This is a genomic window from Asticcacaulis excentricus CB 48, from assembly GCF_000175215.2.
GTDB lineage: Bacteria > Pseudomonadota > Alphaproteobacteria > Caulobacterales > Caulobacteraceae > Asticcacaulis > Asticcacaulis excentricus.
This window is the reverse complement of record NC_014816.1, coordinates 2,186,633-2,199,519: the sequence shown is the minus strand read 5'-3', so window position 1 is coordinate 2,199,519 and position 12,887 is coordinate 2,186,633. Positions and strand designations below refer to the sequence as shown.

Annotated in this window: 10 protein-coding genes; 6 read left to right on the top strand and 4 right to left on the bottom strand. The window is 60.0% G+C overall.

Annotation, left to right across the window (positions count from 1 at the left end; genetic code table 11):
• Entirely contained in the window at positions 1-1,272 is a 1,272-nt protein-coding gene (locus ASTEX_RS10125; RefSeq protein WP_013479530.1) for a F390 synthetase-related protein, read from the bottom strand.
• 96 nt (positions 1,273-1,368) lie between these two features.
• Here ASTEX_RS10125 and ASTEX_RS10120 point away from each other — a divergent pair, with 96 nt between their 5' ends.
• Both ASTEX_RS10120 and ASTEX_RS10115 read left to right on the top strand, forming a co-directional pair.
• Positions 1,369-2,445: a DUF3419 family protein gene (locus tag ASTEX_RS10120; RefSeq protein ID WP_013479529.1), complete on the top strand. Its 1,077-nt coding sequence runs from the start codon at positions 1,369-1,371 to the stop codon at positions 2,443-2,445.
• On the top strand, positions 2,439-3,539 hold the full coding sequence (locus ASTEX_RS10115) for a hypothetical protein (RefSeq protein ID WP_013479528.1): 1,101 nt from the start codon (positions 2,439-2,441) through the stop codon (positions 3,537-3,539). Before ASTEX_RS10120 ends, ASTEX_RS10115 begins: the two co-directional genes overlap by 7 nt.
• A gap of 175 nt (positions 3,540-3,714) precedes the next feature.
• Here the strand turns inward: ASTEX_RS10115 and ASTEX_RS10110 are convergent, their stop codons facing one another.
• The gene (locus ASTEX_RS10110) at positions 3,715-4,197 is read right to left on the bottom strand and encodes an Lrp/AsnC family transcriptional regulator (protein ID WP_013479527.1); all 483 of its coding nucleotides are present in this window, start codon (positions 4,195-4,197) and stop codon (positions 3,715-3,717) included.
• 166 nt (positions 4,198-4,363) lie between these two features.
• Here ASTEX_RS10110 and ASTEX_RS10105 point away from each other — a divergent pair, with 166 nt between their 5' ends.
• The 4 genes from ASTEX_RS10105 to ASTEX_RS19335 all read left to right on the top strand — a co-directional run bounded on the left by ASTEX_RS10105 (position 4,364) and on the right by ASTEX_RS19335 (position 10,773).
• The gene (locus ASTEX_RS10105) at positions 4,364-7,798 is read left to right on the top strand and encodes an indolepyruvate ferredoxin oxidoreductase family protein (RefSeq protein ID WP_013479526.1); all 3,435 of its coding nucleotides are present in this window, start codon (positions 4,364-4,366) and stop codon (positions 7,796-7,798) included.
• A complete protein-coding gene (locus ASTEX_RS10100) occupies positions 7,791-8,828 on the top strand; it encodes a Leu/Phe/Val dehydrogenase (RefSeq protein ID WP_013479525.1) in 1,038 nt (345 codons plus the stop codon). Before ASTEX_RS10105 ends, ASTEX_RS10100 begins: the two co-directional genes overlap by 8 nt.
• Positions 8,829-8,967: 139 nt before the next feature.
• The gene (locus ASTEX_RS10095) at positions 8,968-10,014 is read left to right on the top strand and encodes an enoyl-CoA hydratase/isomerase family protein (RefSeq protein WP_013479524.1); all 1,047 of its coding nucleotides are present in this window, start codon (positions 8,968-8,970) and stop codon (positions 10,012-10,014) included.
• Positions 10,015-10,095: 81 nt separating this feature from the next.
• Positions 10,096-10,773, top strand: coding sequence for a CAP domain-containing protein (locus tag ASTEX_RS19335; RefSeq protein ID WP_013479523.1), 678 nt, complete (start codon positions 10,096-10,098; stop codon positions 10,771-10,773).
• Here ASTEX_RS19335 and ASTEX_RS10085 read toward each other — a convergent pair whose 3' ends face one another.
• A complete protein-coding gene (locus tag ASTEX_RS10085) occupies positions 10,774-11,670 on the bottom strand; it encodes a hydroxymethylglutaryl-CoA lyase (RefSeq protein ID WP_013479522.1) in 897 nt (298 codons plus the stop codon).
• Positions 11,667-12,827, bottom strand: a complete 1,161-nt coding sequence (locus ASTEX_RS10080; RefSeq protein ID WP_013479521.1) for an isovaleryl-CoA dehydrogenase — start codon at positions 12,825-12,827, stop codon at positions 11,667-11,669. The genes ASTEX_RS10085 and ASTEX_RS10080 overlap by 4 nt, the downstream gene beginning before the upstream one ends.
• Between the last annotated feature and the right edge of the window lie 60 nt (positions 12,828-12,887).

The following is a 12,887-nucleotide window of genomic DNA, read 5'->3' as shown; positions in this document are numbered from 1 at the left end:
TCAAGCGCGCCAGTCTCTGCGAACGCGCCTGAGTTTACGCGTGTAATCAGCCACAATGCCGTGCCTGACCGTGATGTTCGCCGTCAGTCCGCGCCTTTTTAACATCGTCTCAACTTCTAAGACGGCCTTTCTTGCCGCCGTTGCCGCTATAGCGTCTGACAGCTGCAAGACAACATCCTCCGGTCCAGTCTGGATCAGGCGAAAATCGTCTATGGTCGGGTCTGAACGGACAATCGCATTGCGCAAAACGTCAGGTGAAACGAGTTGGCGTCCGCCCGAGCGGTCTGCCAGAAGAAACGCATCGTCGCATCGTCCGTCTATGCGCAAAACCGCCTGAAACGCACTCTGGCAGGGGCATCTACCGTGATCGAGTTCAAACAGATCATTCATACGATACCGAATCATCCCCTGTTCGCGGCGTGTAAAGTCGGTGACAATGGGACTAACGAGTGCGCTGTCGGTGATGGATCGCTCGAACTCAAAATGGACCACATCCTCAGCCAGATGAAGTGTGCCGAAAGGACAGCTCACGGCAAAAAGCCCTTCTGTTGCCATATAGATCTGGCGCACCCGAAAACCTGTCGCGTCTTCGATGATCCGCTTGTCAATATCGTCAAGGACTTCAGCGCTGGAAAACAGGCGAGGAGCTTTAAGCCTTCCTTGCTCAGCCAAGAAGCGTAAAACCTTAGGTGGCGCGACGAGGGTGTCCGGCGCGAAGGCCGTCAGTGCGTCCATCCAGCTTTCGGGCCCAAGCGCAAGGTCGAAGAAGCGCAGCTGAATACGGCTTCCGATACTCGCTGCGCGGTAGAGGTCAGATAAGGCCGGAAGTGCCAGAGCGACGCGGTGGCTTCGCCATAAGGCATAAGGCAAGGCCTTGGCGAGAATGGTGCCTAGCCATGTAAAGCGCTCGCGTTCAGTGATTACGTAGTAGCCCCGGTTACCTGATGTCCCGGTGCTCATGCCAATAATGCGCCCCGCCAGTCTCTCCTCACCGTGCGCCAGTGCCTCGCGCACGCTTTCAAGGCTTAACCCCCCTCGGTTTAACCTTGAAAAGTTCTCAAGTAGGACCTTCTTGTCAATGACAGGAAAGGTGCTGAAATCGGCACCAGAATAAGGAGTGTAGAAGCTGAGCTCGCGACTGGCTTGCCGGGTCAATCGATGAAGCTCACGCTCATGATAAGCCTTTAGGGATTTTCGGTTACGCAATGTGAGCGCACGCCAGCGGGCTCTCAGATAGGCCTGGCCCACCGCCACTATCGCTTCAGCCCTCATTTTTTACCTCTTGCTAAAGTGGTATAGCGCCATTAGCCCTTGTGTGAAGGCTTACGCAAACAAAGGCCGTTTCGACGTGCCCATTCGTCTCGTTTCGTGAGCTTAACGGAGGGGGAAGACATCGCAACGCTCAACTTCACTTCCACCAATGAAGACGGCGAGACCGAGCTTATGGCGCTGCGCGGCTGTCAGCGCATACTCTGCCTGACCGGAACCGGCACGCGGGTTCTGGATCTCCTCGCTGAAGACGCCAGGGAGATTGTCGCCCTCGACCTGAACGCCGCTCAAAACCATCTTCTCGAGCTCAAGATAGCGGCCATGCGCAGCCTGGATCGGGGCGCTTGTCTTGCTTTTCTGGGTATGGCGCCGTGCTCTGGTCGACTGGATACCTATAGGCGTCTGTCTTTAAATTTGACGCCACAGGCGAGGCACTTCTTTGACGGTCAAAAACGGGCTATTTCGGGCGGGGTCTGGCACTACGGCCTTTGGGAGCGACTTTTACGATGGAATGCGCGCTTTCTTAGCTGTCGCATCGGCGCCGTTTCGGCCCTGATGCGGGCGCCATCGATTGAGGACCAGTCGCGTCTCTTTGACCAGCATTTTCAATCATCGGCCGCCTGGTCAAAGCTCGAGGCAATCGGCCGAGATCTCGTCTGGCGCTTGGCAATGCGCGAACCCGCCGCCGCCTTTCTTCCTGATGCGCGTGAGGTCAGTGCCCGCATTGACGCCGATTTTCGCAAGGCCTCCCAAAGCTTTCTATTTCGGGAAAGTGATATCGCTACACTTGCCCTTAAAGGACGCCACAGCGCCCGCGGCCCATTACCCGTTCACCTGCGAGAAGACACCTACGAAAAGGTCCGCGGCCGACTTGAGCGAATTCGGCTCGTAACAGGCGGACTTGCAGACTTGCCAAATCTAAATGTCGGCCGCTTTGATGGCTTCTCCCTATCTGATTTCGGGTCTTACTGCGATCTGTCCGTCTACGGGGACAGCTGGAAGGGGATAGTGCACGTAGCCCTACCCGATGCGCGTTTTTGCGAACGCCTGTTCCTGAACGTCATGCCGCCGCAGTCTGACCGGGTTATGATCGATGAAACCCTTTCGCGTGAACTGTCTTCGCGTGACAAGTCTATCATCTACCGCGTACGGGCCGGGGTTTTGAGGGCGTGCTAGATATAGATGCCCTCAATCAATTGGCACGAGACTATGTTGCCGGCTTTAATGTATCGGGGGTGGCCCCCCTTATTCGCAATCTAGAGACCTCCGTCACCCTCTTCGATTGGGGGCAGCATCACGTGCCCATGACGATAAATGACGGCGCTGCGGGCAGAACCTTTGTCTGTTCACCAAGTGTGGCTTATGTCGACTATACGCTTGAGGAGCTTGACCATTTTCCCGACCAGCGCCTGGCGCCAGTGTTGCGCGGCATCGTCCGGGGCGTGGGCGCGGCCCTTTCACTGAGTGCGGCGGACCGGATCGTCCATGTGAACAATTGGATGTTATCGACAACCCTGCCGATCGGGCTTGACGCGGCGATTGTGCAAAATCAGACCGATCGCCTCGTTGCGACATTTCCGAACCATTTTCTTGCCATGAGGTCTTTGAACGGGCGTCACGAAGGCCCGCTTTTGCGTGCACTTGAGGCGGCAGGGTGGCAACTGCTGCCCAGCCGTCAAGTGTTTTTGATAGACGATCTTCAAGAGGCATTTTCGCAGCGCAGAGACTTAAGGCGCGACGAAGCTCTGTGGCAGAAAGGTGATTTTCTCCATGAAGGCCTTGTGGAGATGACTCCAGAGGACGCAAGACGGCTCGCTTACCTCTATCAAATGCTCTATCTGGAAAAATACTCCGCCCTAAACCCTTCCTTTTCAGAAGCTTTTTTCCGGCTCACCCACAAGATTGGGCTGATCCACTACCGGGTGCTGCGCGATAAGGCAGCCGTTATCCAGGGTTTTTGCGGGGTTTATAACTTCGGGCGTTACGCGACAGCTCCGATCTTGGGCTATAATACCGCCTTGCCTCAGAGCCTTGGGCTTTACAGACTGAGTTTTCACAGTGCGACCCGCTTTGCATTAGAACGCGGACTGCAGTTCAACCTCTCCTCCGGCGCGACCCAGTTTAAGCGAAACCGAGGGGCCAGCGCGGAAATGGAATATACGGCCTATTATTTCCGTCACCTCGAAGCGGTACGTCGAGCGCCGTTTTGGCTTCTGAAAACAGTTGCGCAGAGGGTTGGAGAGCCCCTTCTTCGTAAATACGACCTTTGAAAACGCTCCATATAGGCTTGTGCGGCATCTTTGAAGACGGGTTTTTAGGAGCTGTGAGGGCACCACTGTGTGCGCTCTTTAAGCCATCGCACCCGTTTTACACCGGTCTAGGCCCCGGATTTTCTGGCGCTCTGTAACGCCCAGACGGTGCAGATCACGCCCTATGTTTGCGGGCTTATCCGACCGCCGGTGACGGTTCGCGTTTCAGGCGGCGAAGGCAGAAGGTCGAGCGCGTGTGGCGGATGCCGGGAAATTTCAGCAGCTTCTTTCGCAAAAACTGCTCATAGCCCTCCGTCCCATCGACCGCCGCGATAAGCACATAATCGTACTCACCTGTCGTAAGATAGGCGTCGGTCACTTCGGGTAGGTTCAGCACATAGCGTGAAAAGGCTTCGATACGTTCATCGTCGTGCGATTCGATATTGATTTCGACGATGACCGTATCGGGCTTACCTACCTGTTCCGGATCCAGCAGGGCGACATAGCCTGTGATGACGCCGTTTTCCTCCATCCGTTTGATGCGCGACCAGCAAGGGGTGGGGGACAGGCCTACCTGATCGGCGATTTCCTGCGTTGTCAGCCGACAATTGCTGCGCAGCAATCGAAGGATTTTGCGGTCGGTATCGTCAAGGCCACGGCCTTCAGAACTGCGTGACATGGGCATTCCATCTGTAGAAGGCATCCCATTCTGCGGCAAAGCGCCGCAACGGAATGTCATTTTGTCTATGCCTTTAATAACACGAAATTCGAAAATTCATTCTCCTGATTTCGTGCCATCCTGCAAAAAAATTCCGTCAAACGAGAATTTGTTAGCAGGAGCGAGGATGCCAAAGGTAACGGCTGAGGTCAGTCTAAGCGACAAGTACGTCCTCGAAGAGGGCCGCGCTTTTATGAGCGGGGTTCAGGCGCTGGTGCGGCTCCCGCTGATGATCGCGCGCAGAGACCGGCGCGCCGGGCTCAGCACAGCGGGGTTTATTTCCGGCTATCGCGGCTCGCCGCTCGGCAATTACGATCAGCAATTGCAGCAGGCCAAATCGCTGCTTGATCCGCTGAACATCGTCGTGCAGCCGGCCATCAACGAAGACCTGGGGGCCACCGCCGTATGGGGCACGCAGCACGTGCCATTGTTTGAAGGCGCGCGCTATGACGGTGTGTTTGGCATCTGGTACGGCAAGGGGCCGGGCGTGGACCGCTCAGGCGACGTGCTCAAACACGCCAATATGGCCGGAACGACGCCCTTGGGCGGCGTTTTGGCCGTGGTCGGCGATGACCACGCCTGCAAGTCCTCGACCCTGCCCAACCAGTCGGAACTGGCCTTTATCGACGCCGAAATTCCGGTGCTTAGCCCAGCCACCATCGCCGAGGTTTTGGAATACGGCGTCAAGGGCCTCGCCCTGTCGCGCTTCTATGGCGGTTGGGTGGCGCTGAAGACGATTTCTGATCTGATGGATGCTTCGGCGGCCGTTGATCTCAGCGACCGTTTCGATACGCGCAACCCGGTGATCGACCTGCCGGCCGATGGTCTGCACATAAGGGCCAAGGACACCCCCGCCGAAAAAGAAGCGCGTCACCGCCACTATCGCCTGCCTGCCGCTTCGGCCTTTGCGCGGCTGAATGGCTTCGACACGGTGGTCTGGCCCCATGAGCGCCCGCGCATCGGTATCGCCACGGCGGGCAAGGCCTTTACGCAGGTGATGGAGGCGCTCGAGCTTCTCGGTATCAATGAGGCCGAAGCGCGCGACATCGGCCTTAGCGTATGGAAGGTCGGCATGGTCTGGCCGCTGGATGCGCAAGGGGCGCGCGCCTTTGCGGCAGGCCTAGAAAAGCTGCTGGTGGTCGAGGAACGGCGCGAAGTGATTGAGCCGCAGCTGCGCTCGGCGCTTTATGCCCTACCCGATGGCCGTCGCCCCCTGATCCTCGGCAAGCGCGGTCTGAGTGGTGAGCCGCTGATCTCCGATGTTCTGGAACTGGATACGCTACAGGTGGCCCTGGCGCTCTACGACCTGCTGCCGGAAGCGGCGCGTAACGCTCAACGCCACGAGCGCGCCGAAGGCTTCCGCGCCCGCTTGACGACGAAGGACGCGCTCAAGCCCGACCATATCCGCGCGCCGTTCTTTTGCGCCGGATGCCCGCACAATGGATCGACCGTCGTGCCCGAAGGATCGCGCGGTCTGGCTGGGATCGGCTGTCATTATATGGCGACCTTCATGCCGCGCCGTACAGAAATCTGCACCCATATGGGCGGCGAAGGCGTAACCTGGATGGGGCAGGCGCCCTTCACCGACGAAGGTCACGTCTTCACCAATCTGGGCGACGGCACCTACTTCCATTCGGGACTTTTGGCCATCCGCCAGGCCATCGCCGCCGGGGTCAATATCACCTACAAGATCCTTTATAACGACGTGGTGGCCATGACGGGCGGGCAGTCGGTCGATGGGCAACTTACCCCCGTCAAGGTGGCCCAACAGGTGCGCGCCGAGGGCGTGGAGCGCATTGCGTTGGTCTCTAATGATCCAGAGCGCTGGGAAGGCGAAATGCCGTCTGGGACAACCTATGCCCACCGCGATGATCTGGAAGCCGTGCAGATGGACCTGCGCACCCATAAGGGGGTATCGGTGCTGATCTATGATCAGGCCTGTGCCACCGAACTGCGCCGCCGCCGCAAACGCGGCACGGCTCCAAAGCCCGCCGCCCGTATCTTCATTAATCCGGCCGTGTGCGAAGGTTGCGGCGATTGTCAGGCTAAGTCGAACTGCGTCGCCATCAACCCACTGGAAACCGAACTGGGGCGTAAGCGCGAAATCGACCAGTCGGCGTGTAATATCGACACGTCCTGCGTCAAAGGCTTCTGCCCGTCGTTTGTCGCGGTCGAAGGGGCAGCGCTTAAAAAAGCCGCTGCGCCGGATATCACTTCGTTAATCGCCGACCTGCCTGAACTGACGCCGCCCCCTCCTACGGCGCGCCCGGTCAATATCCTGCTGGCGGGAATCGGCGGTTTGGGCGTCACCTCGCTGTCCGCCATGCTGGGGATGGCGGCGCATATCGATGGCTTCGAAGTGTCGGTAGCGGATCAGACAGGCCTCGCGCAACGCGGCGGCGGCGTCGATGCCCATGTGCGCATCGTGGCGCAAGGCCAGCGGTTGCCCGCGCCGCGCATCAGCGCCGGGGAAGCCGATGTGCTTCTGGCCGCCGATATGGTGCAGGCCACCGGAAAGACGGCCCTGCCTCTGGTTAGCCCGGAACGTACCCTGAGCTTTGTCAATTCGGCCCTGACCTCGACGGCAGCCTTCACGCTGAACCGCGATATCGTGTTTGATAAGGGCGGCCTGATGGGACGCTTACGCAAGGCGTCTAAACGCTGTGAGCCGCTGGATGCCGGGGGTGTGGCGCGGCGGCTGCTGGGCGATGCCGTCTATGGACATATGATCCTCCTGGGAGCCGCCTGGCAGGCCGGGGCCGTGCCGCTGAGCCGTCAGGCGATTGAACGCGCCATCGACCTTAATGGGGCTGAAAAAGCGAATAACCATAAGGCCTTTGCGCTGGGGCGTGCGCTTTATCTGGGCCGCATTGCGCCACCGAAAGCTGAGGCGCCGTTCGATGTCGAAGCTTTTATCACGCGGCGGATCGCCGATCTGAGCGCCTACCAGGACGCGGCATACGCGGCGCAATATGCCGCCGCGGTCGAACAGGCACGCAAGGCAGGATCGCCCGCCTTTTTGGAGGCCGTAGCGCGCAACGCGTATAAGCTGATGGCCTATAAGGACGAATACGAGGTGGCACGCCTCTACAGCGATCCGGCCTTCCGTCAGCGGCTCGAGAGTCAATTCGATAATACCGGAAAAATAGCTGTATATCTCGCTCCGCCACTGCTGGCGCGCAAGGACCCAGTTACCGGGGAACCGCGCAAGATGAAATTCGGCGGCTGGGTCTTCAGCGCCTTTGGCGTCCTGAAAGGGCTGAAAGGCTTGCGCGGCAGCCTGTTCGATCCGTTCGGTCATACAGAGGAACGGCGCATGGAACGGCGTCTGCGCGATGACTATTTGCGCCTGATCCCGGAACTCGTGGCGAAGCTCTCCCCGCATACGCTGGAGCTGGTTGTGGCACTGGCCCGCCTTCCCGAAGACATCCGCGGTTTTGGCCACGTTAAGGCCGCCTCGGTCGAAGCGGCACAGACACGCAAGGCCGCGCTTCTGACGCAAATCGACGCGGTTAAAACCGTCTCTACGCCTCTCTCACAAAAGGAACCCGCCCATGTTTGATACGCCTTCATATGACGCGCATGAAAAGGTCGTCGATGTCAACGATCCCGAAACCGGCCTGCGCGCCATCATCGCGGTCCATTCGACGGCGCGGGGGCCGGCAGCGGGTGGTTGCCGTCTTTGGACCTATGACGATGCGGCGGCGGCGCGCACCGACGCACTGCGCCTATCGCGCGGCATGAGCTATAAGAACGCTATGGCTGAGTTGCCGTTTGGCGGCGGCAAGGCGGTTATCATGGGCCCTGTCGCACCGGAAAACCGCGAGCAGATTTTCACGGCTTTCGGTCGCGCGGTCGAAGCGCTGGGTGGGCAGTATATCACTGCCGAAGACGTCGGTGTCGGCGTGTCAGACATGATGGTCGTTGCGCGTCAGACGAAGTATGTGTCCGGCCTGGCCACAGAGGGTTCGGTGGGTGGTGACCCGTCGCCGTTTACGGCGCGCGGCGTGGCTATTGGCATAGAAGCGGCGGTACAGGCGCGTCTGGGGCGCGACAGCTTGGAAGGCGTGCGTATCGCGGTTCAAGGGCTAGGCCATGTCGGCGGCTACCTGTGTCAGGAACTGCACGCGCGCGGTGCAAAGCTGATCGTGGCGGACATTCACACCACGCGCGTGGTTGAAATGGTCGACCGCTTCGGCGCGGAAATGGGCAATGTCGCAGACATCCTGCTGAGCGACGCCGATGTGATTGCGCCTTGCGCGCTGGGGTCTATCATCACCCCTGACGTAGCCGAACGCATGACCGCCGCCGTAGTTGCCGGGGCCGCCAACAACCAGTTGTCGGTGCCGGAAGTCGGCGCGGTTCTGGCCCGTCGCGGCATTCTCTACGCGCCGGACTACGTGATCAATGCCGGCGGCATTATTGCCGTGTCGGCGGAATATAATGGTGGCGTTGATCGCGCCGGCATCGACGCGCAGATCGAAGCCATCGGCCCGCGTCTGGCCGATATCTTTGCCCGTGCCCAGGGTGAAAAGCGCCTTACCGGCGACGTAGCTGACACGCTGGCCAAAGCGAAAATGGTGAGGGCGTAACGTCAAAAGCGCTTCCCCTAAAATCGGGGGAGGCGGTTTTATACAGTTCCCAATCCGCTGATTCCGTGGTTATCTGACAAAAAATGCTGCACCCAATGAGGTGCAGCAAAATGCACAGGAAAACGCGAAAGGAAGGCCTATGGACGCGCTCGGTGTTGAGGAAAAACCCGTTCTGGCTCAGGTGGAAAACGGGGTCGGACGGCTGACGCTTAACCGGCCGCAGGCTCTCAATGCCCTGACCACCGCCATGTGCCGCGACATGGCGCACACGCTTAGCCAGTGGGCTGCCGATGACCGTGTTCGCTACGTCGTTCTGGACCATAGCGGGCGTGCCTTTTGCGCCGGTGGCGATGTCCGTGCAGCGGCACGCTCAGGCCGCGCAGACGGCGAAGCGGCGCGCGAATTCTTCCGCACCGAATACCGTCTCAATACGCTGATCAAACGTTTCCCCAAGCCCTTTGTCGCCCTGATTGACGGTGTGACCATGGGCGGTGGCGTCGGCATCAGCGTGCACGGCTCGCATCGCGTCTCGACCGAAAACACCCTGTTTGCCATGCCCGAAACCGGCATTGGGCTGTTCCCGGATGTCGGTGGTGGCTGGTTCCTGCCCCGCATGGTGGGGGAAACCGGCACCTGGCTGGCCCTGACGGGTGAGCGGCTCAAAGGGACTGATGTGCGCGCGGCGCAGATCAGCACCCACCATGTGGCGGCCGCTGACCTGCCCGCTTTGAAGGCGGAGCTTCTGGCCGGAGGGGATATCGACAACATCCTGCACCGCTATGACCGGCCCGTGGGTGAACCGTCCTACACAGAGCACCTGGAAGTCATCAACCGCATCTTCGGCAAGGCGACGCTCGCCGATATCGCCATTGCGCTGAAGCTGGAGGACTCCGACTGGGCGCAGCATCAGGGCGAGGTGCTGGCCACTCGCTCGCCGTTTTCGATGAGTGTGACGCTGCGCCATCTGCGCGAAGGCCGCCGTCTGGAGACCTTTGAGCAGGTGATGGAGATGGAGTTCCGCATCGCCTCGCGCCTCTGCCAGAGCCACGACTTCCTTGAGGGCGTGCGCGCGGTCTTAGAGGACAAGGACCACTCACCGCACTGGCTGCCGCAATCCATCGGTTGCGTCAGCGCCCGAAGCGTCGAAGCCCTGTTTGCGCCCCTGTCGCGCGAGCTTTATGACTAACCCCGCTTAAGCCCGTTTCTTACCGGAAAGTTTACATTTGAGGCCACAAGATGTCCGCCTGAAGCTAAGTCGGGGATGGCTATGCGGGCAGTGGTTTTATCCGTTGTGGCGTCGGCGCTGTTTGCGGGCGCAGGTGTGGCGGACGAGAAGATTCAGCGGCTGGATGCCACCGCTGAAGCGGCGGTTGACGCCTTGCTGAGTTCGCCGTCGCCACAGGCCGGGACCACCGGCATGACCTATCGCCGCGTCAATACGGTGGTTAAGGCTCCTGACCTCAGTGCCGCGCTGGTGCCAGACGCACCGCATTACGACATCAGTGAAGAGATGCAGGATCAGGCGGCCATCCTGCTCGAACGGGTCAATCATGTGCGCGCCGAAAACGGCTGCGGCCCCTTGCGTCTCAGCGATCAGCTCATGCAGGCGGCTCAGCGTCAAAGCGTTTCCATGTCCGAGAAAAACTACGTCTATCACTACACGGACGACGGTATAAAGTTAAAGGACCGGGTGCATGCCACCGGCTATGTCTATACGCTTTTGGGTGAGAATGTCGCGGCCGGTCAGAAGACGGCTGATCGGGTGTTTGAGGAATGGATGACCAGCCCAGGCCACCGCGCCAATATCCTCAATTGCGGCTATGAGGAGATGGGGGTCGGCTATGTCCACGACACGCAGGACCAGCCGGTGGGTCAGGCGCACGTTCCCTATTATTTCTACTGGACGCAGGTCTTTGGTCGCCACATGAAGGTGGCCGGAAACTGATCAGCGGCCGCGCGCCACCGCGGTCCTGGACTTCGGCGGGCGGCCCAGCGCGTCGGAGATAAACCACGCTGTGTCGATGACCTTTTCGAGATCGACGCCTGTCTCTATGCTAAGCCCGTTGAGCATGTAGAGCACATCTTCTGTTGCCACATTACCGCTGGCCCCGGGTGCGTAGGGGCAACCACCCAGCCCTCCGACCGAGGCATCAATCGTGGCTATGCCATAGTCGAGGGACACGAGAATATTGGCCAGAGCTTGCCCCCAGGTGTCGTGAAAATGCACCGCCAGCTTCGTAGCTTCCACGCGCTTTAACACGACCTCCAGAAGGCGCTGCGTATCGCCCGGAGTACCGCGCCCGATGGTGTCGCCCAGTGACACCTCGTAGCAGCCCATGTCGATCAGGCTTTGCGTCACCTCGGCGACGGCTTCGGGGGCAATCGGGCCTTCGTAGGGGCAGGCGATGGCACACGACACATAACCGCGTAAGCGGACGCCGTCTTCGCGCGCGCGCGCGGCGACCGGGGCAAAGCGCTCAAGGCTTTCAGCTATGCTGGCATTGATGTTTTTCTGGCTGAAAGTTTCGGATGCCGCGGCAAAAACAGCGACGCTTTGCGCCCCTGCTGCCCGCGCCGCCTCATAGCCTTTGAGATTGGGCGTCAGCACCGGATAGGTCAGGTGGCGCGCGCGGGTGATCCCGGCCATGACCTCAGCGGCATCGGCCATCTGCGGCACCCATTTCGGTGAGACAAAACTGGTGGCTTCGATAAAGCGCAGACCCGTTTGTGACAGGCGGTCGATCAGGGCGATCTTGGTTGTGGCCGGGACGATCTGCGCCTCGGCCTGGAGGCCATCGCGAGGCCCGACTTCGTAGAGGGTGACGTGGCTGGGGCGGGTCACTTCGTTTCCTCGAACAGTTCGCGTCCGATCAGCATACGCCGGATTTCGCTTGTGCCCGCACCGATTTCGTACAGCTTGGCGTCGCGCCACAGCCGCCCGGTCGGGTACTCATTGACATAGCCATTGCCGCCCAGACACTGGATAGCTTCACCGGCCATCCAAGTCGCCTTTTCCGCCGCATAGAGGATGCAGGCGGCAGCGTCCTTGCGCGTCGTCTCGCCGCGGTCGCAGGCGGCCGCCACGGCATAGACATAGGCGCGGCAGGCCCCCCAGGTGGCGTACATATCGGCAATCTTGCCCTGCATCAGCTGAAACGTGCCAATCGGCGCGCCGAACTGCTGACGCTCATGCACATAGGGTATAACCGCGTTGAGGCAGGCGCGCATGATGCCCAAAGGTCCACCGGAAAGAACCACGCGCTCATAGTCGAGACCCGACATCAGCACCGCCGCGCCCCGGCCTTCGGTGCTCAAAACATTCTCTTCGGGTACCTCGCAGTCGGCGAAGACGAGTTCGCCTGTATGCGAACCGCGCATCCCTAGCTTGTCGAGCTTTTGCGCCACCGAAAAGCCCGCAAAATCTTTCTCGATCAGGAAGGCGGTGACGCCCTTTGAGCCTTCTGCCGTGCGCGCATAAACGACCAGTACATCGGCGTCCGGCCCGTTCGTGATCCACATTTTGGACCCGTTGAGCACATAATGCTCGCCGCGCTTTTCGGCGCGCAGCTTCATCGACATGACGTCTGAACCGGCTCCCGGTTCCGACATGGCTAAAGCGCCGACGTGCTCGCCATTGATCAGGCGCGGCAGGTATCGCGCCTTTTGCGCCTCATTGCCGTTGCGAACGATCTGATTGACGCAGAGGTTGGAATGCGCACCATAGGACAGGCCGACCGAGGCTGAGGCGCGGCTGATCTCTTCCATGGCGATGGTGTGCGCCAGATAGCCCATTTCCGCCCCGCCATACATGTCGGGCGCGGTCAGGCCCAGAATGCCCAAATCCCCCATCTTGCGCCACAGGGGCATAGGAAACTGATCCGTGCGGTCAATTTCGGCGGCGTGCGGCGCGATTTCGGCGGCGGCGAACTTCGCTACCGTGTCGCGCAGGGCGTCGATGTCGTCGCCGTGGGCGAATTGCAGATGCGGAAAATCGGTCATGGTCGTTTCCTGTGGCTCTGCCCCCTTGCCCCGGTCCTCTCCCAAGGGAGAAGGGGCAGA